Consider the following 25,589-nt stretch of genomic DNA (forward strand, 5'->3'; position numbering starts at 1 on the left):
TGGACGAGCGGAGCGAGGTGGCGACATGAACCAGCGCGGCACGGCGGGCAACGAGCCGCCGGACGACTATCTGGAGGCGGCGATCCAGCGCCTGCTCACCGAACGCACCGAGATCGCCGAGCAGGGCATCACGGTGAGCCGTCGGGACCACTCCGTGGTGCTCTGCGGCGAGGTGGAGAGCGCGCAGCGCCGCGAGGAGATCCTCCGCCTGGTGCTGGAGCACTTTCCCGAGGTGCCGGTGACCGTCGACATCGGACTCATCCGCGCCCAGGCCCCGACCGAGGTGGAGGAGCTGCGGTGAGGGAGGCGACGACATGGTGATCCGGATCGCCGCGGTCGGCGACGTGCACATGGACCAGGACGTGGTCGGGCGGTTCCGGCCCGCCCTGGAGGAGTTGCCGGAGCGCGCCGACGTGCTGCTGCTCGCCGGTGACCTGACCCGGCACGGCACCGAGTCCGAGGCCCGCTGTGTGGCGACCGAGTTCGGCAAACTCGGGATACCGGTGCTCGCGGTGCTCGGCAACCACGACCACCACTGCGACGAGGTGCCGGCGGTGATCCGGGTGCTGGAGGACGCCGGCATCCAGGTGCTGGAGGGCACCAACGTGGTGCTGGAGTGTTCCGGGACGCGGCTCGGCATCGCGGGTGCGAAGGGCTTCGGCGGCGGCTTCGCCGGCCGGTGCGCCAGCGAGTTCGGCGAGCCGGAGATGAAGGCGTTCGTGCGTACCACGAGCGACATCGCCGAACAACTCGGCGAGGCACTGCGCGAGATGGACTGCGACGTACGGGTGGCGCTCACCCACTACGCCCCGGTGCCGGACACCCTGGCCGGGGAGCCGCTGGAGATCTATCCGTTCCTCGGCTCGTACCTGCTCGGTCAGGCGATCGACTCCGCTCCCACCGAACTCGCGCTGCACGGGCACGCGCACGCCGGCAGCGAGCGGGGCACCACCCCGGGCGGGGTACGGGTCCGCAACGTCGCGCACCCGGTGATCAAGCAGGCGTACAGCGTGTTCCACCTGCACCCGCCCTTCGCGGGGGCCACCGCGGGTAAGGTTTCCGCGATCAGCGCCGGGGGTATTTCCTGAGCCATGGAAATCTTGCTCTGGATCCTCGCGGTTGTACTGGTGGTCGCCGGCGTGCTCGCACTGTTCCGGCGGCAGATCCTCTGGGGTGTTGTGCTCATCGTCGTCGGGCTGATCGTCGGACCCTTCGGCGTCAGCATCTTCAGCAGTTGATCCCAGGCCGTCGTAGGCGCAGCGCCGGCCTCGGATCACCGAAGACACCCCGTACCACAAACAGGAAAAAGACCCCCACAGGCAAGCCGGGGTCGCCGTACCCGGGTCTCCCGCTCCCCCTGGACGACCCGGGCCGGCGGCCCCGGCTCATCGTCTGTCCGGCCCGACGGCGGCCGGGGCGTCAGCAGCGGGGCACGCCGGGGATGAAGCCGTCGTAACCGGTCAGCACGTAGGCGTCGGAGATGAACCGCCCGCTGCCGATCCGGTCCCAGATGTTGCTGGTGCCGTAGGTGCCGGTCACCGTCGTACCGGTGGTCTGGCAGCCGATCGTCACCCTGGTCCCGTCGGCGACCGTGCCGACCGCGGCGTAGTTCGTGCCGGGGCCGGACCGGACGGTCAGCGGACTGCCCGCGGTGTTCACCGTGCCGGATCCGGCACCGGAGCAGGCGTTGTCGCTTGTGTAGGTGCGGGTGCCCCAGTAGAGCGCCAGCGCGCCGTTGAACCGCACCTGGATGGCGGAGCCGTTCAGCCGCTGCTCGTAGTGCAGGTGCGGGCCGGTGGACCCGCCGGTGCTGCCGACGTACCCGATCACGGTGCCGTAGCCGACGCTGCGCCCGACGGCGGTGTTGAAGCTGCTCAGGTGGGCGTAGTAGGTGGTGTACCCGCCGCCGTGGTTGATCCGGACGTACTTGCCGTAGCTGGTGTTGCCGAGGTCGGTGACGACGTCGACGGTGCCGGGGGCGCTGGCCACCACCGGGTCGCCCTGGTCGTCGGTGCGGTTGAAGTCGATGGCGTTTGTCGGGCTGTGGTTGGTCCGGGTCTGCCCGGACCAGGACTGGCCGCAGGGGAACGGCACCTTGAAGGTGGGTGCGGCGGCGGCCGGCGAGGCCGGGACCAGCACCGCGGCGGCCAGCAGCAGGCCGGCACCGACGGAAGCGAACAGGCGGAAGCGCACGACGACCTCCTTATGGCAAAACTTTTCCATGTACCAATGGATCGTGGCAGGAAACTCCAGCCAGCGGAAGAGCGGAGCCGGGCGCGGGGACGACGCGACGATGCGCCGGTCCGGTATACCTGGACGACATGGCCTCGCCGACGTACCTGAGAAGCATGCCGCTGCACGCCGTGACCGAGGTCTACGGCGAACCCGGCCTACGGGACCGGTTCGCGCTGGAGGCGGAGCGCTTCGCCCCGGCCGAACGGGCCCGGCTGGCGGAGGCGCTGGACCTCGCCGGCACGCTGCACCGCGACGACCGCCGGGTACGCGAGCCCTACCTCAACCACCTGCTCCGGGTGGCCGTCCGGATCATCTGCTACTACTCGGTGACCGATGTCGACGTGATCGTCGCGGCACTGCTGCACGACGCGGTGGAGGACCATCCGGCGGAACTCGCCGGCCTGCCCGCCGGCACGACCGGGCCGGCCGCCACCGAGGCGGCACTGGCCGAGGTGGCCCGGCGGTTCAACCCCCGGGTAGCCCGGTTGATCGCGGCGGTCACCAATCCGGAGTACGACCCCGGGCGGGACCGCGACGAGCAGTACCGCGAGCACCTGGCGGAGAGCCTGGACCGGGAGCCCTGGGCCCGGGTGATCAAGGTGTCCGACTTCACCGACAACGGGGTGGGGGTCATCCACACCACCGGGGACAAGGTGCACCGCTCGGCCCGGAAGTACCGCCCCCTGGTGCCGCTCTTCCGCGACCTGGTCACCCGGCCGGACACCCCGCTCGGCGCCGAGGCGCGGACGCACATCCTCGGCCAGCTCGACCTCGCCGAGCAGCGCTTCGCCGCGATCCTCGACGAGCCCGGGGCCGCCCCGGCACCGCCGGCCGCCGAATAGCCGGACGACGCCGCTCCCGCACCCCGGCAATTGCCAGGTTTCCGAATCGTTACGGCCTCGTGGCTCACCGGGTATGGACGCTTCTGGCTGCAAGCGCTTACATGTGGTGACGCCCACAGGCCGGCTCGGTAGCCAACAGGCAACCGGCACGCCGGCACGAAAGGAGGACTGCATGGCGGTCCAGTCCAGACCACGCCAGGCCCTCGCGATCGCCGGTGTGTTGGCTTTGGCACTCGGCGCCACCGCCTGTTCTGGCGACAGTGACAGCGGGCTCGACCCCGACTCCGCGGAGTGCGCTCCGTACTCGGCCTACCAGGGTCACGACGGCGAGAACGTCTCCATCTACGCCTCGATCCGGGACGCCGAGGCCGACCTGCTCCGGCAGTCGTGGAAGCAGTTCGAGGACTGCACCGGCATCGAGATCGACTACGACGGCAGCGGCGAGTTCGAGGCCCAGCTCCAGGTCCAGGTGGACGGCGGCAATCCTCCCGACCTGGCCTTCATCCCGCAGCCGGGTCTGCTCGCCCGGTTCGCCCAGGCAAACAAGCTCAAGCCGATGACGGCCGAGCAGAAGAGCCTGGCCGAGGCGAACTACCCGGCCGACTGGCTCAAGTACGCCACCGCCGGCGGCCAGCTCTACGGCACGCCGCTGGGCGCGAACGTGAAGTCCTTCGTCTGGTACTCGCCGAAGGCGTTCGCCGAGAAGGGCTACCAGGTGCCGACCACCTGGCAGCAGCTGATGGATCTGAGCGACAAGATCGCGGCGACGAACCAGAAGCCCTGGTGTGTCGGTCTGGAGTCGGGCGAGGCCACCGGGTGGCCGGCGACCGACTGGATCGAGGACCTGATGCTGCGTACCCAGCCGCCGGAGGTCTACGACCAGTGGACCAGCCACGCCATCCCGTTCAACGACCCCCGGGTGCTCCAGGCGGTCGACCAGGCCGGCCAGGTCCTGAAGAACCCGAAGTACGTCAACGGTGGCTACGGTGACGTCAAGAGCCTGACCACCACGCCGTTCCAGGAGGGCGGCCTGCCGATCCTCCAGGGCCAGTGCTCGATGCACCGCCAGGCGAACTTCTACGCCAACTACCTGCCGGAGGGCACCAAGATCGGCCCGGACGGCGACATCTACGCCTTCTACTTCCCGGCGGTCGACCCGGCCAAGGGCAAGCCGGTGCTCGGCGGCGGCGAGTTCACCGTGGCCTTCACCGACGGCCCGGCGGTGCAGGCCGTCCGGCAGTACCTGATGACCGGCGAGTACGCCAACTCGCGGGCGGCGCTGGGCAACTGGATCACGCCGAACAACAAGCTCGACGTCAGCAAGGTCGAGCAGGCGGTCGACAAGCTCTCGATGGAGGTACTCCTCGACAAGAGCGCCGTCTTCCGGTTCGACGGCTCCGACCTGATGCCCGCCGCGGTCGGCTCCGGCACCCTCTGGAAGGGCATGGTCGACTGGATCAACGGCAAGGACACCAAGAGCACCCTCGACTTCGTCGAAGGCTCCTGGCCGAAGTGACACCCCTGACGGTCCGGCCCGCACCACTGCGGGCCGGACCGTCGGCTTCCCGAACGTTGTGGCGTTGGAGGCGCTGATGGACTTCGCCGACGAGGCACCGAAACTGCTCATGCTGCTCTACGGCCTGGCCGCCTTCGCGGTCGTGGTCGGCGGACTGCTGGTGCTGCTCGACGTCGTGCCCAACTGGTTCGCCCGGCGCCGCGAGGCGGCGCTGGTCGCGGCCTCGGCCGCCGGATCGGTGACCGCCACCGGTCCTGGGCCCCGGCCCCGCCGCCGCTCGGTGGCGAACCGCCCGGAGGGCGCGCTCGCGCTCTTCTTCCTGCTGCCCACCGTGGCACTGCTCGCGATCGGCCTGGTCGTACCCGCCGTCCGGACCACAGTACTGTCCTTCATGGACGGACGCAGCGACAACTGGGTCGGGCTGGCCAACTACCGGTGGATGTTCGCCCAGGACGAGATCTTCAGCGTCCTCACCAACACCCTGATCTGGGTGGTCCTGGTGCCGCTGGCAGCCACCACGATCGGCCTGGTCTACGCGGTACTCGTCGACCGGGCCCGGTTCGAGTCGGTGGCCAAGGCACTGATCTTCATGCCGATGGCGATCTCGTTCGTCGGCGCCAGCATCATCTGGAAGTTCGTCTACGCCTACCGCTCCGGCGAGTACGACCAGATCGGCCTGCTCAACCATATCTGGGTGATGGTCGGCGGCGAGCCGCGGCAGTGGCTCAACGACCCGCCGCTGAACACCCTGCTGCTGATCGTGATCATGATCTGGATCCAGGCCGGCTTCGCGATGGTGGTCCTCTCGGCCGCGATCAAGGCGATCCCTGACGACGTCGTCGAGGCGGCCCGGCTGGACGGGGTGAACCCCTGGCAGATGTTCTGGCAGATCACCCTGCCGAGCATCCGACCGGCCCTGATCGTCGTGGTGGTCACGGTCTCGATCGCCACCCTGAAGGTCTTCGACATCGTCCGGACCACCACGAACGGCAACTTCGACACCGGCGTGATCGCCAACGAGATGTACAACCAGGCGTTCCGGTTCGGCCAGACCGGCCAGGGTTCGGCACTCGCCGTCGTCCTCTTCGTCCTGGTGATCCCGATCGTGATCTACCAGGTCCGCAACCTGCGCAAGCAGCGGGAGGTATGAGATGACCACCACCACTCCTCCCGCGCTGACCGGTACCCAGTCCGTCGCCACCCCGCCGGTCGGCCGGGCCGCCCGGGTACGCCGCCGGCTCAGCAGCCCGTACGCCACCGCCGCCTCGATCCTGATCGCGGCGATCTGGACGATCCCCACCTTCGGGCTGTTCATCTCGTCGTTCCGTCCCGAGGACGAGATCAAGACGACCGGCTGGTGGACCGCGTTCACCAACCCGCAGTTCACCCTGGACAACTACCAGCAGGTGCTCTTCGGCCAGTCGGCGATCTCCGGGCAGCTGGCCGGATACTTCGTCAACTCGCTGGTGATCACGATCCCGTCGGTACTCTTCCCGCTGGCCTTCGCCGCGCTGGCCGCGTACGCGCTGGCCTGGATGAACTTCAGGGGGCGGGACTGGATCTACATCGGCATCTTCGCGTTGCAGATCGTGCCGTTGCAGATGGCGCTGGTGCCGCTGCTCAGCTTCTTCTCCGAGGGGGTCAGCCTGGGCGGGATCGAGCTGATGCCGGCCTGGAACCTCGACGACGAGGAGAAGTTCGTCCAGGTCTGGTTCGCACACACCTGTTTCGCGCTGCCGATCGCGGTCTTCCTGCTGCACAACTTCATCTCGCAGCTGCCGAAGGACCTGATGGAGGCGGCCCGGGTCGACGGCGCCACCCACCCGAAGATCTTCCGCTCCATCGTGCTGCCGCTGATCGTGCCGGCGCTGGCCGCGTTCGGCATCTTCCAGTTCCTCTGGGTCTGGAACGACCTGCTGGTGGCGCTGATCTTCGCCGGTGGCGGCAAGGAGACCGCACCGCTCACCGTGCGCCTGGCCGAGCTGGCCGGTACCCGGGCCAACGAGTGGCAGCGGCTCACCTCCGGCGCGTTCATCTCGATCGTCGTACCGCTGATCGTGTTCCTCTCCCTCCAGCGCTACTTCGTGCGTGGCCTGCTCGCCGGCGGCGTCAAGGGCTGACCGGCCGTCGCGGGCGACGGCTGCCGGGCGAGGCCCGCCCGGCAGCCAGGCCCCGGGCCGGACAGCCGTGGCCGGCGGCACGGCCGGATCAGGATGGCAACTGTGACCACAATCGACGACGTGGCCCGGTTGGCCGGGGTCTCCACCGCCACCGTCTCCCGCGCGCTGCGCGGGTTGCCGACCGTCTCCGAGACGACCCGGATCCGGGTACTGCTCGCCGCCGAGCAACTCGACTACAGCGTCTCGCCCAGCGCGTCCCGGCTGGCCGGCGGCCGGACCGGCACGGTCGCGGTGATCGTCCCCCGGATCACCCCCTGGTTCGTCGCCACAGTGGTGCAGGCCGCCGAGGAGGTCCTGCACAGCGCCGGCTACGACCTGCTGCTCTACAACGTCGGCGGTCGGGAACACGCCCGGACCCGGCTGCTGCACAAGTCGAACCTGCCCAAGCGGGTCGACGGGGTGATGCTGGTGGCCACGCCGATGCGCGCCGACGACCTGGCCACGATCGCCAGCCTGGCACTGCCGGGCGTCACGGTCAGCTCCGGCACCGTGGTACGGGACTGGCCGAGCATCCGGATCGACGACGTGCTGGCCGGCCGGACCGCCACCGAGCACCTGCTGAGCCTCGGGCACCGGCGGATCGCCTGCGTCCGGGGCGATCCGGACGACGAGTTCGCGCATCCGGCCCATCTGGAGCGGTACCGCGGCTACCGGGAGGCGCTGGACGCCGCAGGCATCAGCCCCGACCCGGAACTCGGGATGCTGGCCCGGGCGGACGCCGAGGGCGGCCGGTCGGCCACCGAACGGCTGCTCGCCCGGGGCGAACCGCCCACGGCGATCCTCGCCAGCTGCGACGAGCTGGCGATGGGCGCGCTGAACGCGCTGCGGACGGCCGGGGTGCGGGTGCCGCAGCAGGTCAGCGTGATCGGCATCGACGACCACGAACTGGCCGCCGCGTTCGGCCTGACCACGGTGGCCCAGCCCGCCGCCGAACAGGGCCGGCTCGCCGCCGGTACGCTGCTGGGCCCGCTCGCCGGCCAGGCCCGGACCGGGGAGGATCCCGCCCCGGTGATCCTGCCCACCCGGCTTGTCGTACGGGATTCGACCGGCCCACCCCGGGCAAACTGAACCTCGATCCTCGCCAGGAGCCGACGCCGGGTCCGCCCGCGAGTCGCGACCGATGGGAGAGCACCCTGAACAGCACCGAGACGATCCCCGCCGGCACCGGACCCGTCGCCGGGCGAAGCGCCACCGGCACGGGGCCGACCGAGGCCGACTCCTGGTGGCGGCACGCCGTCATCTACCAGATCTATCCGCGTTCGTTCGCCGACTCCGACGGCGACGGGATCGGCGACCTGCCCGGGATCACCGCCCGGCTGGACCACCTGGTCGAGTTGGGCGTGGACGCGGTGTGGCTGTCGCCGTTCTATCCGTCGCCGCAGGCCGATGCCGGCTACGACGTGGCCGACTACCGTGGCGTGGACCCGCTCTTCGGCACCCTGGCGGACCTCGACCGGCTGATCGCCGAGGCCCACGCCCGGGGCCTGCGGTTCATCGTCGACCTGGTGCCCAACCACACCTCCTCGGCGCATCCGTGGTTCACCGCCGCGCTGGCCGCCGGGCCGGGCAGCCCGCAGCGGCAGCGCTACGTCTTCCGGGACGGTCGCGGTCCCGACGGCACCGAACCGCCGAACGACTGGCAGAGCGTCTTCGGCGGCCCGGCCTGGACCCGGGTGACCGAACCGGACGGCAGCCCCGGGCAGTGGTACCTGCACCTCTTCGACAGTGGCCAGCCGGACCTCAACTGGGACCTGGCCGAGGTGCGTGCCGAGTTCCTCGACATCCTGCGGTACTGGCTGGACCGGGGGGTCGACGGGTTCCGGGTCGACGTGGCGCACGGCCTGGTCAAGCAGTTCGAGCTGGCCGACGCCCATCCGCCGGTGGAGCCGGTGACCGGTGAGGGCACCGAGGGGCCGCGCCCGCCGATGTGGGACCAGGACGGCGTACACGAGATCTACCAGGAGTGGCGGCGGGTGCTGGACGGGTACCCGGGCGAGCCGATCCTGGTCGCCGAGGCGTGGGTGCAGCCGGCCGAGCGGCTGGCCCGGTACGTCCGGCCGGACGAGATGCACCAGGCGTTCAACTTCGAGTACCTGGAGGCGGCCTGGACCGCCCCGATCCAGTACGCGGTGATCACCCGCTCGCTGGAGGCCAGCGCGACGGTCGGCGCACCCACCACCTGGGTGCTCTCCAACCACGACGTGCTGCGGCACGCCAGCCGGCTCGGGCTGCCGGTCGGCACGCCCCGGCCCCGGGGCATCGGGGTCGACGACCCGCAGCCGGACGCCGTCGTCGGGCTGCGCCGGGCCCGGGCGGCCACCCTGCTGATGCTCTCGCTGCCCGGCTCGGCCTACCTCTACCAGGGTGAGGAGCTGGGCCTGCCGGAGCACACCGCACTGCCGGACGAGGCCCGGCAGGACCCGACCTGGCAGCGCAGCGGTCACACGGAGCGGGGTCGGGACGGCTGCCGGGTGCCGATCCCGTGGGAGGCGGACGCCCCCTCGTACGGCTTCGGGCCCGGGGACGCGAGCTGGCTGCCGCAGCCGCCGATCTGGGCCGAGTACGCCCTGGACCGGCAGCGCGGGGTGGCCGGCTCGACGTACGAGTTGTACCGGACCAGCCTGCGGCTGCGCCGGGAACTGCGGCTCGGTTCCGGCACGGTGCACTGGCTGTCCAGCCCGGACGACGTGCTGCACTTCCGCAACGGGGAACTCCAGGTGCTCACCAATTTCGGCGCCGAACCGGTGCGGCTGCCGGCGGGTGCCGAACTGGTGCACGCCAGCGGCCCGCTCGACCCTGACGGCCACCTACCCACCGACACCACCGCCTGGCTCCGGTGAAAGGAAGGGCCCCTTCTTATCGTTTTCTGTTGTATGGGGGGCCCTTCCTAACCGGCAGGGCGTCCGGGGTGACCTCCTCGGCCCGTACGGTGAGGAGGTCGTGCACGCGCTGGATGTCTCCGGGCGCGCTGCGCGAGGCGAGCCAGTACATGATCCCGGTGGGGATGAAGAAGAGCTGGAACGCGGCGAGCCCGACCGCGAAGTTCAGCGGTGGCGGGAAGGCCAGCCGCAGCGCCGAGGCGGCCACCCCGATCAGCCCGTTGCCGGCCGCCCGGCCCACCCCGTTGACCAGGTTGCCGAGGCTGTAGACCGTACCCCGGTGTTCTGGCGGGTTGACGTCGGCGATCAGCGCGAACCAGTTCGGCGAGTTGGCCGAGGTGAGGCCGAGCGCGAACAGCGCGGTGAGCAGGCTGAGCCCGACCGTCGGCTCGGTGAACACACTGCCGAGCACGGCCGCGGCCACCGCGCCGGCACCGGCACCGTCGGGCACGTCGATCCGGATCGGCACGAAGAAGAGCACCAGATAGAACGGTACGGCCGCCAGCACCCCGATCGCCGCGACCATCGCCCGGCCCCGGGGGGTACGCCGTTGCGCGGCGTCGCCGACGAGTCCGCCGACGATGGAGAGCACCCCGCCGAGCTGGAAGAGTACGGCGAAGATGCTGCCCACGACGGTGGCGGTGGCCGACGAGTAGCCCTGGGCCTCGGCCCGTTCCCGGAACAGCGCCGGCAGCCAGACCAGCGAGCCGAAGGCCACCTGTGCGGTGAGTCCCTGCAACACCAGCCAGCGGTTCGTCCGGCGGCCCAGGATGCCGGGCAGGTCGGCCCGGCTGATCCGGTAGTCGTAGTCCCCGCCGACGGCCAGCGCGTCGGCCAGCTCCGGCTCGCTCTGGCCACGCCGGATGTCGTAGGTGAGCAGGTATGCCACGGTCGCCACCAGGCCGACGACGCTGAGCAGCAGGAACGGGCGGCGCCAGTCCTGGGCGCCGAGCACGCCGCCGACCAGGGTGCCGGCCAGGGTGCCGATGCCCTGGGAGAGGCCCCAGAAGCTGAGTACCAGGCCCCGGCGGCGCGGGCTGACCAGGTCGGTGACCACGGAGAAGCCGACCGAGCCGACCGCGCCGAGGCCGATCGCGGCCAGCAGTTGGGCGCCGAAGAACGCCAGGTAGGTCGGGGCGAGGGCGCTGCCGGCCGTACCGGCGGCCCAGAGCAGGGTGCCGACCATCAGCAGCGGCTTGCGGTTGGTGCGGTCCCCGACGTACGCCCAGCCGACCGCTGCCACCGCGCTGACCAGGAAGCTCGTCGCGGTGACCGCACCGACCGCGCCGACGCCGACGTCTAGCGCGGGGGCGATGGAGCCGTAGAGCGGCGGCACCAGCCCGATCGCCACGTTGTCCAGCGAGGCGAGCACAACGAAGACCGCGACGCTGTAGAACCGGTGGACCGGTCCCCCGCCCCGGGCGACTCGCTGGGCACCGATCGTCATCTCCGGCACTCAACCAGGATCAGGTAACGGCGGGGTGACGGTGCCGCCGGGTGGCGTACCGCCCGAGGATCAGGGTTGAACTCTACCTAGGGCTTGGTAGAGTACGAGCATGGCCCACCCCCGGATGACGCTGCCCACCCAGGCGGTGCTGCGTACCCTCCTGGACCATCCGTCGCGCGAGTTCTACGGGCTGGAACTCTGCGCGGCCGCCGGGCTGCCCAGCGGCACCATCCATCCCATCCTGGCCCGACTGGAGACCCTCGGCTGGCTGCGATCCCGCTGGGAGGATCTCGATCCACACGAGGCCGGTCGGCCACGCCGCCGGTACTACTCGCTCACCTCCGACGGGGCCGTGCAGGCCCGCCGGGCGCTGGCCCAGGTGGACGCGCGGGTCGCCAAGCTCGGCAACCTCCGGCCGGGTTTCGCCGGGGGTCGGTCGTGACCGGGCGGGAGCAGCCGCCGGAGGCGTACGAGATCACCATCGGCAACGCGCTGCGCAACGCCGACACCGCCGACGAGGTGGTGCTGCGGGTCCTCGCCGGCCTGCGCGCGGCCGGCGGACCCCGGACCGGCCCGCATCCGAACCGCGCGACGCCGGACTGGCCACTGCCGCGCCGGGTGCCGGGCCTCGACCCCGGCCCCTACGCGCCCTGGGCGGGTCAGCCGCTCGTCCCGGCCGTCCGGGAGGCATCGGCCATCGCCCAGAACACCAGCAACTACCTGCGGGGGTGGCGACTCGGCAACGAGGCCCTCCGGGCCGGGCGGCCGGCAGCGGCCATGACCGTGGCCGCCGCGGTCCCGCCAACGGCGGCGGCACTCGGCGGAACCCGTCGCCGGACCGGCCTGCGGGCCGGCGCCGCCGCGGTACGCCTGGTCGGCCTTGTCGTGCAGGTCCTGCCAGCCCGGGAACGCCCCCGCTACCAGGAGGAGTTCCGGGCGGAACTGAGCAGGCTGAGCGGCCTGCACCAGCTCGGTTACGCGACCCGCCTGCTGCTGTCGATGTTCGCGCTCCGGCGCGCGCTGCGGCAGACGCGGGTCGAGGCGGAGTGACCGTGTGGCTGCGTCGGGCCGGGGCGGTCACGGCGGGCGGTGGGCTCGTCACCGGCTTGTCGATCGTGGACTGGCCGGTGCTGCTCGCACTCCTCGCGGTAAGCGCGATGGTGATGGGCGCCGTCTGCTGGGTGGTGAACGACCAGGAACGCCCGAAACGGCTCGCGCTGCTGATCCGCACCTGGCACGGCCGGCCGCAGCAGGTGCGATCGGGGACCCGACCGACCACCCGACGGCGATCGGCGACGGGAACGCGTGCCGCCGCGAGAGCCGCCGGGAGCACCGGCGGTCGATGACTCCGCGACGCTACCGCCCGGCGTGCGACGCGCAGCGGGTCGGGCGTCCGACGCATGCCGGGCCTGGCGTGTGATGCACAGACCGCCCGGCGTGTGACGCGCAGCGGGCCGGCGACGCTATCTGGGTAGCCGGCTGGGGTGGGGTATGCGCCCGGTGCCCCCAGCCACCGAACCCCGCCCCAGCCGGCCCATCGTGCTTCAGTGGACGATGCCGGAAACCGTCCGGCTCATTACCGGGGCGGCAGCACGTCGCGCCGCTCCTCCACCCGCCGGTACTCGGCCGGCTCGGTCGTGGTGACCTGGCGGTACTCGGTCGGCTCGGTGGTGGTCACCACCGCCCGGCGCCGGTTGTTCCAGATCACGGTGGTCATGATCAGACCCAGTACGCCGGCTGCCATCAGGATCCAGCCGACCACGTCCAGGTCCAGGCCGCCGACGCTGATGTTCAGGGCGAAGGTGAGGATCGCACCGAGCGCGATCAGGAAGATGCTGGTGCCGATACCCATGACCCGCCTCCTTGTGGGGGATGCTTGCTGTCATGGTGCTGCTACCCAGTCGCGGAGTCGCCGAATCGTCGTAGCGCGAGCGGGCTGCTCAAGCGGGCCGCCGCGACGCCGCTCGCGGCGACCCCGCACACCACCGGCTACGGTGCGCAACTCGACTCGCGGTCTCCAAGGTCGGCACACCGGAACAGCGACGGGTTGACCTGCGACGGCGGGCGCCATCTGGCCGACGCCTGCTCGTAGTCGTACGCCAGGGCGAGCAGTCGGGCCTCGGTGTAGGCGGTACCCAGGAAGGACATCCCGACCGGGCGACCGTTCGCCGGGTCGTACCCGATCGGGACCGCGACCGACGGGTACTGCGCCCGCGCGCCGATCCCGGCCGACCCGCTGCCGACGAAGACGATCGCGTCGAGGTTCTCGGCGGCGAGTACCGAATCGATCCGTTCCCGCGCCCCGGCGATCCCGGCGTCCCGGTTGGTCTCGTACTCCGTCCTCGCCACCGGATCGGTCAGATCGATCTCGTTCGAGGCGACGAGTTGGGTCTGGCCGAACTTGATCGCGCCCTCGTCGGCGTGCGCCAGGTTCCACTCCACCACGTCGTCGAGGGTCTCCATCGGCGCGTGCCGGGGCAGCCGGGCCAGATAGGCGTTCAGGTCCCGCTTGAACTCGTAGCCGAGGATGCCCGGCGGCAGGCCGCCGGTGTTGACGGTGACCGGCACGACCGTGGCGCCCCGGACCCGCAACACGTCCAGCGCCTCGGTGAACAGCGCCCCCTGGTTGCCGGTCGGGGTGCTGGCGACACCGATCCGGCTCCCCCGCAGGGCGGTCGTGGAGAGCGCCCGCGTGTAGTCGGTGCCGACCACGGCCGAACTGGTCCCGGTCACCGGGTCCTCCGGGTCGATCCCGGTAAGCGCACCGAGCAGGGCGGCGGCGTCGTAGACGGTCCGGGTCATCGGGCCGGCGGTGTCCTGGCTGGCGGCGATCGGCACCACTCCGGTCCGGCTGACCAGTCCCACTGTCGGTTTCACCCCGACCAGCGAGTTCGCCACCGACGGGCTGAGGATCGAGCCGGAGGTCTCGGTGCCGATGGTCACGGTGGCCAGCGCCGCCGCCGCGGCCGAGCCGGACCCCGAACTGGAGCCGCTCGGGGTCTGGCTGACGTCGTACGGGTTGAGCACCTGGCCGCCGAGTCCGCTGTAGCCGGACGGCATCCCGCTGGTGGTGAAGTTGGCGAACTCGGTGAGGTTGGTCTTGCCCAGGATGATCGCCCCGGCCGCCTTCAACCGGGTGACCAGGAAGGCGTCCCGGGCCGGGTACGAGTCCTCCAGCGCCATCGCCCCGGCGGTGGTGGGCAGTCCCGAAAGGTCGATGTTGTCTTTGATCAGCACCGGGATGCCGTGCATCGGCCCCTTCGCCCGGCCCCGCTGGCGCTCCTGGTCGGCCCGTTTCGCCTGCGCGACCGCGTCCCGGGTGACCACCCGGACGGCGTTGAGCCCCGGGCCGTTGGTGTTCAGCTTCCGGATCCGTTCCAGGTACGCCTGGACGAGTTCCTCCGAGCTGATCCGCCGGGCGTTCAGCGCCTCGCGGATCTGCGGAATGCCGGCCCGTTCCAGGTCGAGCGGGAACGGCCGGTGTCGCCCGGTCGCCTCGGACGGGCCGCCGAGCGAGGTGACGATCAGTGCGGCGATGCTGACCAGGACGGTGGCGAGTACGACGGGTCGGGCCGCGGATCGCGGCCGGGTCGGCACGGCGGATCGATGCACCTGTACGCCCTTCCATGAGGCCACGTCCGGGCGGCCCACGGAACACCCGGACACGAGGGGGATCTCGGAAGCAAACGGTTGGAATGTGATCACTACGATACGGATCGATTCGGATCCGGTAAACGATCTTCTTCGGACGGGCTACCAGCGCCAGTTCCGCAGCGACCAGAGCCGCCGCCCGGACCGGGCCGCCACCCCGACCTGCCGGACCAGCCGGTCGAGCAGCGGCGCGACCAGCCAGAGCAGCACCACGGCATAGCCGACGAGCGCGATCCGCTGCAACCCGGTCAGCACCGGTGGCTCCACCAGCGGGTACCACAGCGGGCTGAACTCCGGGGTGAAGTGGCAGAGCGACTCCAGATAGAAGTTGTTCTCGTAGCAGGTCCACGGCCAGAGCTGCCCGTACACCAGGCTGTTGGCGGCGCCCCAGGCCGAGAGCAGTACGGCGGCGAGGGTGACCAGGTTCGCCCAGGGGCCCGCCTCGGCCGCACCCAGCCGTACGGCGAGCGCCAGGCTTGCCGGCAGGATGGCGAGCAGGAAGAACCTCGGCCCCCAGTACAGGCCGCCGTACCAGGCCCACCAGGAGGCGTAGACCAGGACCAGCCCGGCCACGAAGACCGTCCACAACAGCCAGACCCCGGCCACCCCTCGACCGGCCCGCTCCGACAGCCACCGTCGCACCGGCAGGAACAGTCCCGGGGTGAACCAGAGCAGTCCCTTGCCGAACGAGAAGAGGATCGCCAGCACCCCGAGCAGCAGCGGGTAGGAGAAACCCGGCTCGCCGGAGTACGGCATCACGGTCGACCCGCCGCTGTTGTTCGCGTACTCGCGGTTCAGCGGGTCGCCCAGGCGCAGCCACGCCTCACCGGCGACCAGCAGCCCGGCCGCCAGCGGCACCAGCAGGTAGCGCAGCCGCCGCCTGCGCAGGCAGAGCAGCCCGACCACGAGACCGAGCGCCACCACCGAGGCGGGGGTGTTGGCGACTCCGAGCACCACCCCGAGCCAACCGGCCAGCCGGGTCGGCCGGCCCGTCCCGGGCAGTGTCGCGGCGAGCAGTCCCACCCCGACCGTCGTCGCGGTGAACATCTCGCCGTAGAAGTCCTGCACGTGCGCGGCGACCATGCTCGCGGCGACCAGCACCAGCAGGAACCGCCGGAGCAGCCGACGATCCATCCGGTCCCGCAGCAGCAGGTGTAGCGCCACCAGCGCGAACCCGAAGAGCAGCAGGTTGTACTGCGCCAGCACCGGCTGTGGGTCGCCGTACCAGCGGCCGACCAGCCACAGCGGGGTCGCGAAGAGCGGGCCGATCAACGAGTACGCCATCTCCGGCATCTGCCGCTGCTCAAGCACCTGGAGCAGTGCCTGGTGGCGGGCCAGCCCGTCGCCCATCATCGGCGGCCGGGGATAGATCGCCAGCAGCAGCATCCCGGCGCCGATCAGGAGCCACTCCACCACCGCGACGATCCTCGGGCCGAAGGGCTGCGGCACCGGTTCCGACCGCTCCCGGAGCGGCTCCGGTCCGTCGGGCGGCTCCGCGGGCCCCGCCCGTTCCCCGGATTCCTCCCGCACCCCGCTGGCCGCCGACGCCTCCATCGACAGTCCCCTCACCCTCACGCCCGGCCGGGATTCCGGTCACCGACAGTGCGTCAAAGATTGACGGATTTGACTGGCCAGCGCAACACCCGTGGCTCGTCGGGCGGGCCGGGACCACCCCGGCCGGTCCGGGGCCGGCCGGGGCTTCGCCCGGGCACCACCCGGGGCACCATCCGACACCGTTCCCAAAATTCAGACATGCGACGAGATACGGCAGCTCATCTCACCCTGAGGGTTGACTTTCGAAGCAAGCCACCCCCATGATGCTCGAAATCGAGTAGGGGAGTGTTCTGTGTCACAGGCCGAAGTCCTGCGGGATCAGTTGATCGAGCAAGGCGTGAAGTACGTGTTCGGCTTCTACGTCGACATCCACGGTGTGCCGAAGAGCAAGTGCGTACCCGTGGAATCGTTGCCGTCGATGGCGGCGGGCTCGGAGCTCTACACCGTCGGCGCGCTGGAGGGGATGGGCGACCTCGGCCCGCACGAGGACGAGTGCGCCGGGATCCCGGACCTGGACCGGCTGGTGGTGCTGCCCTGGAAGCCCGAGTTCGCGGTGGTACCGACCAGCCTGCACCTGAACGGCGAGCTGTACCCCCAGGAGGCGCGCAACTTCCTGCTCCGCCAGGTCACCGAGGCGGCCGAGCTGGGCTTCACCGTGAACGTCGGCATCGAACCGGAGCTGTACGTCGTCCGGGAGACCGCCGAGGGCTGGCAACCGCTGGTGCCGCAGGACCGGCTGAACGCACCCACCCGGGGCTACGACCTCGAGGCCACCGTGCTCGCCGAGCCGTTCCTCGGGCCGATGGTCGACTACATGAACCAGCTCGGATACGGCGTCTACTCGTTCGACCACGAGGGCGGCGACGGGCAGTACGAGTTCAACTTCGACTACACCGACGCGCTGACCATGGCCGACCGGATGGTGATCTTCCGGCTGATGGCCAAGCACGTCGCCCGGGAACTCGGCTGCATCGCCAGCTTCATGGCCAAGCCGTTCCAGGACGACTTCGGGTCGGCGTCGCACGTGAACATCAGCCTCGCCGACAGGGAAACCGGCCGGAACGTCTTCGAGGCGGCCTCGGGTGGTGGCTACAGCGACATCTCCCGGCACTTCGTGGCCGGGGTACTCGCGCACGCCGGGGCGATCTGCGCGGTGACGTCGCCGACGGTGAACTCGTACAAGCGGTTCACCAGCAAGGGCTTCATGGACGAGATCTCCTGGGCTCCGGTGTACCGCGGCTGGGGCGAGAACAACCGGACGCTGATGTGCCGGATGCCGGTGAACCGGCACTGCCTGGAGGTACGCACCGTGGACGCCTCGGTGAACTACCACCTCGGCATCGGGCTCATCCTGGCCGCCGGCCTGGACGGGGTGGTGAACAAGCTCGATCCGGGCGAGCCGCTCAACCGCGACACCTACCGGATGAGCCCCGAGGAACTCGCCAGGTACGGCGACCTGGCGCTGCCGCGCTCGCTGGACCAGGCGCTGGACCTCTTCGAGGCCGACAGTTTCGCCGAGCGGGTGCTCGGCAGCGAGTTCCACCGCACGTTCCTGGCCCACAAGCGTGCCGAGTGCCGCGAGTACGGCTCGGTGGTCACCGACTGGGAGACCCGGACCTACCTGCAGAGGCTTTGAGATGACCACGGTGAACGAATCCTCCGTCGACGTACGCCGACGGCAGGCCAACGAGCAGGCGATGGCAAGGATGCTCGGCGCCGAGCCGGTACTGGTGGGCGTGGCCCCGGCCGGCGAGGTGGTGCCGGGAATGACCCCGGACACGATCCTCACCTCCGGCGCACCACTTCAGTGGCCGGAGTACACCGGCGGCCAGCGTCGGGCGATCCTGTACGGCGCCGTCTACGAGGGCCTGGCCGACAGCGTCGAGGACGCCGAACGCAAGCTCGGAAACGGTGAGATCCGGGTGCGGTCGACCCAGCAGCACGCCTGCATCGGCTCGGTGGCCGGCATCTACACCGCCTCGATGCCGGTCTTCGTGGTCCGGGACGAGGCACACGGCAACGTCGCCTTCTGCAACTTCTACGAGGGCAAGAGCCGGTACCGGCTCAACTACGGCTCGTTCGACCAGGAGGTCGTCGACGGGCTGCGCTGGCTGGAGACGACGATGGCACCGGTACTGGCCGAGTGCCTGGCCGACAATCCCATCGCGCTCAAGCCGATGATGGCCCGGGCGCTGCGGCTCGGCGACGAACTGCACAGCCGCAACACCGCGGCCACCCTGCTGCTCCAGCGGGCACTCACCCCGCGACTCTTCGCCCTCGCCGGCACGTCGGCATGGCGCACCAGGGTCGAGGAGGTGCTCGACTTCTTCCTGGCCAACGACTACACGTTCCTGCGGTTGAGCATGGCCGCGGCCAAGGCGACCGCGGACGCCGCACACGGGGTGGAACACAGCAGCGTGGTCACCGGGATGGCGATCAACTGCCGCGAGTTCGCCATCCGGGTCAGCGGACTGGGCGACGAGTGGTTCCGGGGCGGGCAGCCCGAACTCGAGGGCCGGTTCTTCGACGGGTTCTCCGCCGCCGACGCCGAGTGGATCGGCGGGGAGAGCTGCGTGACCGAGACGGTCGGCCTCGGTGGCATGGCCCAGGCGTGCGCCCCCTCGTTGATGGACTACCAGGGCGGCAGTTTCACGGCCATGACCACCAACAACGAGCAGATGTACGCGATCACGCTTGCCGAGCATCCGACGTACCGGATTCCGGCGTTCGACTTCCGCGGTACCCCGGTCGGCATCGACCTGCACGCGGTGATCTCCACCGGGGTCACCCCGCTGATCGACGGCGGCCTGGCCGGCCGCTCCGGCGGCCAGATCGGCGCCGGGGTGCTCCGGCCCCGGCTGGACGCCTTCACCGCCGCCGCCACCGCCTACTCGACGCGATACCCCTCCCCGACCGCTCCCTGAACACGCCACGACGTTGGAGAGAGCCATGGCAGAGCCCGAGATGCAGATTCCCGACGGCGGCCCGTCCGCCGCGCCCAACGCCCGCATCAAGGGCCGGATGGGCTCCTTCGAGTTGGCGTTCTTCGTGGTGGCCGCCGCCGGGCCGTTGCTGGTGGTCGCCGGCTTCGCCCCGCTGGCGTTCATGATCGGCGGGGTCGGTGCGCCGGGTGCCCAACTCGTCGCCGGCCTGGTGCTGCTGCTCTTCGCGGTGGGGCTGACCCGGATGGCCCTGCGGATCAAGAACGCGGGCGCCTTCTACTCCTACATCGGACAGGGGCTGGGTCGCCCCACCGGTGGCGGCGCCGCCACCCTTGCCACGGCGGCGTACTCGGTGATCGCCATCGGCCAGCTCGGTGCGGTCGGCGCGTTCGCCTCGGCGCCGATAAACGACGCCCTCGGGGTGGACATCCCCTGGCCGGTCTGGTCGTTCCTCGCGCTGGCGATCGTGGCCTACCTGGGGCACCGGCGGATCTCGCTGAGCGCGAAGGTGCTCGGCGTCGCGTTGCTCGCCGAGGCGGTGATCCTGCTGGTACTTGCCGCGCCGGTGCTCTGGCGCGGTGGTGCCGAGGGACTCGACCTGGAATCCTTCTCACCGTCGGCGGTCTTCGCCGGGGGTGGCACCGGGGCGATGTTCGCGATCGTCTTCGGCGCGTTCATCGGGTTCGAGTCCACCGCGATCTACTCCGAGGAGGCCCGGGACCCCAAGCGTACGGTCCCCCGGGCGGTCTACCTCGCGGTCGGCTTCCTCGGCATCTTCTACACCTTCATGGCCTGGATCGTGTACGTCGCCTTCGGCAAGGCCTCGATCGTGGACGCGGCGACCGCCGATCCGGTCGGTCTGGTCTTCACCGCCACCGAGCAGTACGTCGGCCGCCCGGCCGTGGTGATGATGGAGATCCTGCTGATCACCAGCGCGTTCGCCTCCACACTGGCCTTCCACAACACCGCGTCCCGCTACCTGTTCACCCTCGGCCGGGAGCGGATGCTGCCCGGAGTGCTCGCCCGGGTGCACGCCCGGCACCACTCGCCGTACGTCGCCAGCGCGGTGCAGACAGCGGTGGCGCTCGTGGTGCTCGTCTGCTTCGTACTCGCCGGTGCCGACCCGTACCTCCAGGTGTTCCTGCTGATGGTGGCGCCGGGCGTACTGACCGTGATCGTGTTGCAGGCGCTCTGCTCCCTGGCGATCGTGGTCTACTTCACCCGGGTGAACACCACCGCCGGGCTCAGCCCCTGGAGCACCATCGTCGCTCCGGTGGCGAGCATGCTCGGGCTGGTGGTCGCCTCCTGGCTGGTGGCGAGCAACTTCGAGTTGCTCTCCGGGCGTACCGACTGGGCGAACGTGCTGCTACTCGCCTGCATCCCGCTGGCCTTCCTGGTCGGCACCCTCCGCGCGCTGCACCTGCGGAAGAACCGGCCCGAGGTCTACGCCAGGCTGACCCAGACCGAGGTCTTCTGACCGCCGCTCCCCCTCCCCCCGCAACGCGCGGGGGGGGAGGGGGACTCAGCCGAGCTCCCACTCGTAGGAGAACTTCTCGATCTTCAGGATCAGCGAGGTCTCGACGTCGGTGATCCCGGGCAGCGCACCGAGCACGTCGGTGGTGAACCGGAGCAGGTGCTCCTTGTCGTAGAAGAAGGCCTCGATCATCACGTCGAAGCGCCCGGTGGAGAGCCCGCAGTAGCGCACCTCCGGCGCCTCGATCAGCTCCTGGCTCACCTTCCGCAGATGGGGCAGGCTCACCGACAATCCGATGATCGCCGAGATGTTGTAGCCGGCCAGCCGGGGTGTGGGGACCGCGACTATCTCGATGAGATTCTTCTCCCGCATGGCGGAGATCCGTTTGCGGACCGTGGTCTCGGTCGTGCCGAGTCGCCGGGCGATCTCGGAATTCGACGTCCGGCCGTCCTTCTGGAGGATCCGCAGGATCTCCCGGTCGGTGCGGTCCAGCAGCGAGAATGGCGGCATGGCCGGCTCGGGAGCCCTCGGCTCGTTCCGGGAGATCTCTTTGCCGTCCATGGTGTTCAGGATATCGCCGGCCTGAGCGCGTACCCGATCCCTAGTCCGCCGGCCGGTCCAGGATCAGGGCACGGGCGCGGGCGTACTGCTCACGGATGGCCGGGACACCGCTGTCGGCGTACTCCCGGGACTCACCGGCCGACCAGACGGGCGGCTCCGCACCACCCTGGACGACCCAGGCGGCCTGCCGGGCGGCGCCGTCGGCGACGTACTCCCCCGGCTCCGGCACCAGCACGGGACAGCCGAAGACCTGCGGCGCGATCCGGCGTACCGCCTCGGAGCGGGCCCCGCCACCGACCAGGATGATCCGGTTCGCGGTCGCGCCCTCGGCGAGCAGCGCGTCCAGGCCGTCCGCCAGCGCGCAGAGCATGCCTTCGACGGCGGCCCGGGCCAGATGCCCCGGCGTCGAGGTGCGCAGGGTCAGCCCGTGCACCGCACCGGTCGCCAGTGGCCGGTTCGGGGTCCGCTCGCCCTCCAGGTAGGGGACCATCACCAGTCCGTCCGCGCCGGCCGGCGCGCCCAACGCCAGTTTGGCCAGCTCGTCGAGGCCGACCCCCAGCATCGCCGCCGCCGCGTCCAGCACCCGGGCCGCGTTCAGCGTGCAGACCAGTGGCAGGAACCGACCGGTCGCGTCGGCGAACCCGGCCACCGCACCGGACGAGTCCGCCGCCGGAGTCTCCGCGACGCTGAAGACCGTTCCCGAGGTACCGATCGAGACGACCACGTCACCCGGGAGCGCCCCGACTCCCAGCGCGGCGGCGGCGTTGTCCCCGGTCCCCGGCCCCAGCGGTGCGCCGCCCGGCAGTCGCCCGGCCACCTCTGACGGCCCCAGCACGGTCGGCAGCACAGGCGTCCGGCCGAGCGCCCGCTCCAGCAGGTCCGGCCGGTATTCACCGGTCGCCGGTGACCAGTAGCCGGTCCCGCTCGCGTCCCCCCGGTCGGTGCGCAGCGCGTCCAGCCCGGCCGCGCCGCCCAGCCGCCAGGTCAGCCAGTCGTGCGGCAGGCAGACCGCGGCCACCCGCGCCGCGTTCTCCGGTTCGTGCCGGGCCAGCCAGCGCAGCTTGGTGACCGTGAAACTGGCCACCGGTACGCTGCCGACCGCCTCCGCCCAGGCCCGCCGCCCGGCCTCGCCGCCGCCGAGTTCCTCGACCAGTTCCTCCGCCGCCGCCGCCGAACGGGTGTCGTTCCAGAGCAGCGCGGGCCGGACCACCTCGCCCGCCTCGTCGAGGCAGACCATCCCGTGCTGCTGGCCGGCGACGGCCACCGCCGCCACGTCGTCGAGCCCACCGGCCTCGGCGATCGCCGAACCCAACGCGTCCCACCAGGCCCGGGGATCGACCTCGGTCCCGTCCGGGTGGGCCGCCCGGCCGCTGCGGACCAGCGCTCCGGTCTCGGCGTCCCGGATCACCACCTTGCACGACTGGGTCGACGAGTCGACCCCGGCAACGAGCGCCATCTCACGCCCTCCTTCTGGGCTCACGGACGGTTGTCGCAGATCAGCACAACGGTCGGTCGGGGTGCGCGACAGTGGTCACGCGCCCCGACCAGGTCGGGGGTCGGGGGCCGGATCGCCCGCGTCGGGATCAAGCCTGACCGCCCAGAGCGGGTGATCCGGCCCCCGACCCCTCCCCCGACGACAGTGCGGCGAAATCAGCGAGCCCCGAGCAGATGCTCCACCGCGAGCTGGTTCAACCGCACGAACCCGAACCCGCGCGCCGCCACCGCGTCCACGTCGAGGTCCTCGAACGCACTCCGGTCCGCCAGCAGGTCCGAGTACGTCTCCCCCGGGTTCAACGTCGGCGTCGACAGCTCAGCCACCTTGCTGGCGGCCAGCGCCTCCTGCACCTCCGGGTCGGCCCGGAACGCCGCCGCCCGCTCCTTGAGCAGCAGGTACGTCCGCATGTTCGCCGCCGCCGACGCCCACACCCCGGTGAAGTCCTCGGTACGCGACGGCTTGTAGTCGAAGTGCCGCGGCCCGGTGTACGCCGGCCCGCCCTGCGGCCCGCCGTTCTCCAGCAGGTCCACCAGGGCGAAGGCGTTGAGCAGGTCGCCGTGGCCGAAGACGAGATCCTGGTCGTACTTGATCCCGCGCTGCCCGTTCAGGTCGATGTGGAACAGCTTGCCGGCCCAGAGTGCCTGGGCGATCCCGTGCATGAAATTGAGCCCGGCCATCTGCTCGTGCCCGACCTCGGGGTTCAGCCCGACCAGCTCCGGGTGCTCCAGCTCGCTGATGAAGGCGAGCGCGTGCCCGACCGTCGGCAGCAGGATGTCGCCACGCGGCTCGTTCGGCTTCGGCTCGATCGCGAACCGCAGCCCGTAGCCGCGGTCGATGACGTACTGCCCGAGCAGGTTCACCGCCTCGCGGTAGCGGTCCAGCGCCGCCCGGATGTCCTTGGCGGCGTCGTACTCCGAGCCTTCCCGGCCGCCCCACATCACGAACGTCTCCGCGCCCAGTTCGGCGGCGAGGTCGATGTTGCGCAGCACCTTGCGCAGCGCGTACCGGCGTACGTCCCGGTCGTTGCTGGTGAAGCCGCCGTCCTTGAAGATCGGGTGGGTGAAGAGGTTGGTGGTGACCATCGGCACCACCAGACCGGTCGCCTCCAGCGCCTTGCGGAACCGGGAGATGTGCTGCTCCCGGGCGGCGTCGTCGGAGCCGAACGGCACCAGGTCGTCGTCGTGGAAGGTGATCCCGTACGCACCCAGCTCGGCGAGCCGGTTGACCGCCTCGACCGGGTCGAGGGCCTCCCTGGTGGCGTCCCCGAAGGGATCGCGGGCGGGCCAGCCCACGGTCCAGAGGCCGAAGGAGAACTTGTCGGCAGGGGTTGGTTGGGCTGCCATTGCTGACCTCCAGGGGAACCGACTCGACATTGAGGTGGGGCGCGGGCGCGTAACCCCGGGGTGACGCCCCGGCAACCCGGCCGATTTGTTTATCGGTTGAATTATTTGAGGGTGCTATGGCATTGTCAATACCGTGGCGCAACCCGCGGCAGTGCCGGTCGGCGCGGCGGTGACCGCCGTCCGCCAGGCGAGCCTGCGCGAGCACAACCTGGCCCTGGTGCTGCGGCAGATCGCCAGCGCGACAGCCGGAAGCGGAGGTGGCGGGACAGCAAGCGCCGGGCGTCCGCCGTCCCGGGCCGACCTGGCCACCGCCACCGGGCTGACCCGGGCCACCGTCTCCGCGCTGGTCGACGACCTGATCTCCGGCGGACTGCTCAGCGAGGTCGCCCCGGCCCCCCGGTCCGGCGCCGGTCGGCCCGCGGTCGGCCTCACGCTCGCCGGTCACGGCCCGGCCGGCCTGGGGCTGGAGATCAACGTCGACTACCTCGCCGCCGTCCTGGTCGACCTCGCCGGGACGGTACGGCACCGGACGGTGCGCCGGGTCGACCTCCGGCCGGTACCTCCCAGCGAGGCGCTGTCGATGGTCGGTGAGCTGATCACCGAGGCGGGAGCCGAGGCGGACCGGCAGGACCTGACCCTGGCCGGTACGGCGCTCGCGGTGCCCGGCCTGGTCACCGCCACCGGACTTGTCCGGCTCGCGCCGAACCTCGGCTGGCGGGACGTGGACGTGCCGGCGCTGCTCGGCGGCCATCCGGTGCTCGGCGGGCGCGGCCTGGGGGTGGACAACGAGGCCAACCTCGCCGCGCTCGGCGAGCTGCACGCCGGCCCGCCCGAGTCCGGAAACTTCATCTACATCTCCGGCGAGGTCGGCATCGGTGCCGGAATCGTGCTCAACGGCACCCTGTTCCGGGGTGCCCGGGGCTGGAGCGGCGAACTCGGCCACGTGCCGGTACACCCGGAGGGGCTGCCCTGCCGGTGCGGTGGCCGAGGCTGCCTGGAGCAGTACGCCGGCCAGGAGGCCATCCTCGCCGCCGCCCGCCGCACCGAGCCGCTCGCCGCAAGCGGTCCGGCCACCGCCGGAACGGACCCGCTCCCGGGCCGACCGACGGTACCGGCCCCGGGCGCGGCCGTCGCCGGGCTGGTCGAGGCGGCCACCCGGGAGGATCCGGCGGCTAACCGGGCACTTGTCGAGGCGGCTACCGCGCTCGGGGTCGCCGTGGCAGGAGTGATCAACCTGCTGGACGTGGACACGGTGGTGCTCGGCGGCGTCTACGCGCCATTGGCCCGCTGGCTGGCCCCGACGGTGGAGGTCGAGATCCGGCGACGGGTGCTGACCGCCGCCTGGTCACCGGTGACCGTCCGGGCCGCGCTGCTCGGCGGGGACGCGGCCGCGCTGGGCGCCGCCGGCTCGGTCGTCCGGACCGTACTGGAGCAGCCCGCCCGGTGGCTCGGCCGCACCGGCCGGTAGCC

The 25,589-nt window shown here is 71.1% G+C and carries 24 protein-coding genes; 16 read left to right on the top strand and 8 right to left on the bottom strand.

Annotated features, from left to right (window positions below):
- Window positions 1-25: 25 nt before the first annotated feature.
- The 3 genes from CLT71_RS15705 to CLT71_RS37485 are packed head-to-tail and all read left to right on the top strand — an operon-like array spanning window position 26 to window position 1,238.
- The gene (locus CLT71_RS15705) at window positions 26-301 is read left to right on the top strand and encodes a hypothetical protein (RefSeq protein ID WP_101367770.1); all 276 of its coding nucleotides are present in this window, start codon (window positions 26-28) and stop codon (window positions 299-301) included.
- A 13-nt stretch (window positions 302-314) separates the two neighbouring features.
- Window positions 315-1,088: a metallophosphoesterase gene (locus tag CLT71_RS15710; protein ID WP_101367771.1), complete on the top strand. Its 774-nt coding sequence runs from the start codon at window positions 315-317 to the stop codon at window positions 1,086-1,088.
- 3 nt (window positions 1,089-1,091) lie between these two features.
- Window positions 1,092-1,238: a GPGG-motif small membrane protein gene (locus CLT71_RS37485; protein ID WP_199187609.1), complete on the top strand. Its 147-nt coding sequence runs from the start codon at window positions 1,092-1,094 to the stop codon at window positions 1,236-1,238.
- A gap of 181 nt (window positions 1,239-1,419) precedes the next feature.
- On the opposite strand, the gene CLT71_RS15715 is transcribed toward CLT71_RS37485, so the two are convergent.
- Window positions 1,420-2,193, bottom strand: coding sequence for a M23 family metallopeptidase (locus CLT71_RS15715; RefSeq protein WP_486483282.1), 774 nt, complete (start codon window positions 2,191-2,193; stop codon window positions 1,420-1,422).
- A 128-nt stretch (window positions 2,194-2,321) separates the two neighbouring features.
- Between CLT71_RS15715 and CLT71_RS15720 the strand changes: the two genes are divergently transcribed.
- From CLT71_RS15720 to CLT71_RS15745, 6 genes are all read left to right on the top strand, one after another.
- On the top strand, window positions 2,322-3,077 hold the full coding sequence (locus tag CLT71_RS15720; RefSeq protein ID WP_101367773.1) for an HD domain-containing protein: 756 nt from the start codon (window positions 2,322-2,324) through the stop codon (window positions 3,075-3,077).
- Window positions 3,078-3,249: 172 nt separating this feature from the next.
- Window positions 3,250-4,593 carry an ABC transporter substrate-binding protein gene (locus CLT71_RS15725; RefSeq protein ID WP_101367774.1) on the top strand — a complete coding sequence of 448 codons (1,344 nt, stop codon included), beginning with the start codon at window positions 3,250-3,252 and terminating at the stop codon, window positions 4,591-4,593.
- 76 nt (window positions 4,594-4,669) lie between these two features.
- On the top strand, window positions 4,670-5,743 hold the full coding sequence (locus tag CLT71_RS15730; protein ID WP_101371482.1) for a carbohydrate ABC transporter permease: 1,074 nt from the start codon (window positions 4,670-4,672) through the stop codon (window positions 5,741-5,743).
- 1 nt (window position 5,744) lies between these two features.
- On the top strand, window positions 5,745-6,713 hold the full coding sequence (locus CLT71_RS15735; protein WP_101367775.1) for a carbohydrate ABC transporter permease: 969 nt from the start codon (window positions 5,745-5,747) through the stop codon (window positions 6,711-6,713).
- 102 nt (window positions 6,714-6,815) lie between these two features.
- On the top strand, window positions 6,816-7,841 hold the full coding sequence (locus tag CLT71_RS15740; protein WP_101367776.1) for a LacI family DNA-binding transcriptional regulator: 1,026 nt from the start codon (window positions 6,816-6,818) through the stop codon (window positions 7,839-7,841).
- 170 nt (window positions 7,842-8,011) lie between these two features.
- Window positions 8,012-9,613 (top strand): glycoside hydrolase family 13 protein, encoded by a 1,602-nt coding sequence (locus CLT71_RS15745; protein WP_199187915.1) that lies wholly within the window; start codon window positions 8,012-8,014, stop codon window positions 9,611-9,613.
- Window positions 9,614-9,629: 16 nt separating this feature from the next.
- Here the strand turns inward: CLT71_RS15745 and CLT71_RS15750 are convergent, their stop codons facing one another.
- Complete coding sequence (locus tag CLT71_RS15750) at window positions 9,630-11,099, bottom strand: MFS transporter (RefSeq protein WP_101371484.1); 1,470 nt, start codon at window positions 11,097-11,099, stop codon at window positions 9,630-9,632.
- Between the two features lie 109 nt (window positions 11,100-11,208).
- On the opposite strand from CLT71_RS15750, the gene CLT71_RS15755 reads away from it, so the two are divergent.
- The 3 genes from CLT71_RS15755 to CLT71_RS15765 are packed head-to-tail and all read left to right on the top strand — an operon-like array spanning window position 11,209 to window position 12,445.
- A complete protein-coding gene (locus tag CLT71_RS15755) occupies window positions 11,209-11,541 on the top strand; it encodes a PadR family transcriptional regulator (protein ID WP_486483283.1) in 333 nt (110 codons plus the stop codon).
- On the top strand, window positions 11,538-12,149 hold the full coding sequence (locus CLT71_RS15760) for a hypothetical protein (RefSeq protein WP_101367778.1): 612 nt from the start codon (window positions 11,538-11,540) through the stop codon (window positions 12,147-12,149). The genes CLT71_RS15755 and CLT71_RS15760 overlap by 4 nt, the downstream gene beginning before the upstream one ends.
- Before the next feature lie 2 nt (window positions 12,150-12,151).
- The gene (locus tag CLT71_RS15765) at window positions 12,152-12,445 is read left to right on the top strand and encodes an MFS transporter (RefSeq protein WP_101367779.1); all 294 of its coding nucleotides are present in this window, start codon (window positions 12,152-12,154) and stop codon (window positions 12,443-12,445) included.
- Window positions 12,446-12,675: 230 nt separating this feature from the next.
- Here the strand turns inward: CLT71_RS15765 and CLT71_RS15770 are convergent, their stop codons facing one another.
- The 3 genes from CLT71_RS15770 to CLT71_RS15780 all read right to left on the bottom strand — a co-directional run bounded on the left by CLT71_RS15770 (window position 12,676) and on the right by CLT71_RS15780 (window position 16,304).
- Entirely contained in the window at window positions 12,676-12,951 is a 276-nt protein-coding gene (locus CLT71_RS15770) for a DUF6458 family protein (RefSeq protein WP_101367780.1), read from the bottom strand.
- A 137-nt stretch (window positions 12,952-13,088) separates the two neighbouring features.
- Window positions 13,089-14,711, bottom strand: a complete 1,623-nt coding sequence (locus CLT71_RS15775; RefSeq protein ID WP_143743487.1) for an amidase family protein — start codon at window positions 14,709-14,711, stop codon at window positions 13,089-13,091.
- Window positions 14,712-14,852: 141 nt separating this feature from the next.
- On the bottom strand, window positions 14,853-16,304 hold the full coding sequence (locus tag CLT71_RS15780) for a hypothetical protein (RefSeq protein WP_101367781.1): 1,452 nt from the start codon (window positions 16,302-16,304) through the stop codon (window positions 14,853-14,855).
- Between the two features lie 292 nt (window positions 16,305-16,596).
- Here CLT71_RS15780 and CLT71_RS15785 point away from each other — a divergent pair, with 292 nt between their 5' ends.
- Genes CLT71_RS15785 through CLT71_RS15795 form a run of 3 tightly spaced genes read left to right on the top strand, consistent with a single transcriptional unit; the run spans window position 16,597 to window position 20,723 of the window.
- Window positions 16,597-17,940, top strand: coding sequence for a hypothetical protein (locus CLT71_RS15785; protein WP_143743488.1), 1,344 nt, complete (start codon window positions 16,597-16,599; stop codon window positions 17,938-17,940).
- A gap of 10 nt (window positions 17,941-17,950) precedes the next feature.
- The gene (locus tag CLT71_RS15790; RefSeq protein ID WP_199187610.1) at window positions 17,951-19,228 is read left to right on the top strand and encodes a YlbE family protein; all 1,278 of its coding nucleotides are present in this window, start codon (window positions 17,951-17,953) and stop codon (window positions 19,226-19,228) included.
- A 25-nt stretch (window positions 19,229-19,253) separates the two neighbouring features.
- Window positions 19,254-20,723, top strand: coding sequence for an APC family permease (locus tag CLT71_RS15795; protein WP_199187611.1), 1,470 nt, complete (start codon window positions 19,254-19,256; stop codon window positions 20,721-20,723).
- Window positions 20,724-20,768: 45 nt separating this feature from the next.
- Here CLT71_RS15795 and CLT71_RS15800 read toward each other — a convergent pair whose 3' ends face one another.
- The 3 genes from CLT71_RS15800 to xylA all read right to left on the bottom strand — a co-directional run bounded on the left by CLT71_RS15800 (window position 20,769) and on the right by xylA (window position 24,119).
- Window positions 20,769-21,281: an Lrp/AsnC family transcriptional regulator gene (locus CLT71_RS15800; protein ID WP_101367784.1), complete on the bottom strand. Its 513-nt coding sequence runs from the start codon at window positions 21,279-21,281 to the stop codon at window positions 20,769-20,771.
- Between the two features lie 40 nt (window positions 21,282-21,321).
- Window positions 21,322-22,737: a xylulokinase gene (gene xylB, locus CLT71_RS15805; RefSeq protein ID WP_101367785.1), complete on the bottom strand. Its 1,416-nt coding sequence runs from the start codon at window positions 22,735-22,737 to the stop codon at window positions 21,322-21,324.
- 194 nt (window positions 22,738-22,931) lie between these two features.
- Window positions 22,932-24,119, bottom strand: coding sequence for a xylose isomerase (gene xylA, locus CLT71_RS15810; RefSeq protein ID WP_101367786.1), 1,188 nt, complete (start codon window positions 24,117-24,119; stop codon window positions 22,932-22,934).
- 133 nt (window positions 24,120-24,252) lie between these two features.
- On the opposite strand from xylA, the gene CLT71_RS15815 reads away from it, so the two are divergent.
- Complete coding sequence (locus CLT71_RS15815) at window positions 24,253-25,587, top strand: ROK family transcriptional regulator (protein ID WP_486483284.1); 1,335 nt, start codon at window positions 24,253-24,255, stop codon at window positions 25,585-25,587.
- Window positions 25,588-25,589 lie beyond the last annotated feature (2 nt).

This window comes from Plantactinospora sp. CNZ320, assembly GCF_002846275.1.

Excerpts from the sequence above, each read along its gene's own strand:
- CLT71_RS15705 (WP_101367770.1), top strand. The coding sequence starts at position 26 with ATGAACCAGCGCGGCACGGCGGGCAACGAGCCGCCGGACGACTATCTG.
- CLT71_RS15710 (WP_101367771.1), top strand. The coding sequence starts at position 315 with ATGGTGATCCGGATCGCCGCGGTCGGCGACGTGCACATGGACCAGGAC.
- CLT71_RS37485 (WP_199187609.1), top strand. The coding sequence starts at position 1,092 with ATGGAAATCTTGCTCTGGATCCTCGCGGTTGTACTGGTGGTCGCCGGC.
- CLT71_RS15720 (WP_101367773.1), top strand. The coding sequence starts at position 2,322 with ATGGCCTCGCCGACGTACCTGAGAAGCATGCCGCTGCACGCCGTGACC.
- CLT71_RS15725 (WP_101367774.1), top strand. The coding sequence starts at position 3,250 with ATGGCGGTCCAGTCCAGACCACGCCAGGCCCTCGCGATCGCCGGTGTG.
- CLT71_RS15730 (WP_101371482.1), top strand. The coding sequence starts at position 4,670 with ATGGACTTCGCCGACGAGGCACCGAAACTGCTCATGCTGCTCTACGGC.
- CLT71_RS15735 (WP_101367775.1), top strand. The coding sequence starts at position 5,745 with ATGACCACCACCACTCCTCCCGCGCTGACCGGTACCCAGTCCGTCGCC.
- CLT71_RS15750 (WP_101371484.1), bottom strand. The coding sequence starts at position 11,099 with ATGACGATCGGTGCCCAGCGAGTCGCCCGGGGCGGGGGACCGGTCCAC.
- CLT71_RS15755 (WP_486483283.1), top strand. The coding sequence starts at position 11,209 with ATGGCCCACCCCCGGATGACGCTGCCCACCCAGGCGGTGCTGCGTACC.
- CLT71_RS15770 (WP_101367780.1), bottom strand. The coding sequence starts at position 12,951 with ATGGGTATCGGCACCAGCATCTTCCTGATCGCGCTCGGTGCGATCCTC.
- CLT71_RS15780 (WP_101367781.1), bottom strand. The coding sequence starts at position 16,304 with ATGGAGGCGTCGGCGGCCAGCGGGGTGCGGGAGGAATCCGGGGAACGG.
- CLT71_RS15795 (WP_199187611.1), top strand. The coding sequence starts at position 19,254 with ATGGCAGAGCCCGAGATGCAGATTCCCGACGGCGGCCCGTCCGCCGCG.
- CLT71_RS15800 (WP_101367784.1), bottom strand. The coding sequence starts at position 21,281 with ATGGACGGCAAAGAGATCTCCCGGAACGAGCCGAGGGCTCCCGAGCCG.
- xylB (WP_101367785.1), bottom strand. The coding sequence starts at position 22,737 with ATGGCGCTCGTTGCCGGGGTCGACTCGTCGACCCAGTCGTGCAAGGTG.
- xylA (WP_101367786.1), bottom strand. The coding sequence starts at position 24,119 with ATGGCAGCCCAACCAACCCCTGCCGACAAGTTCTCCTTCGGCCTCTGG.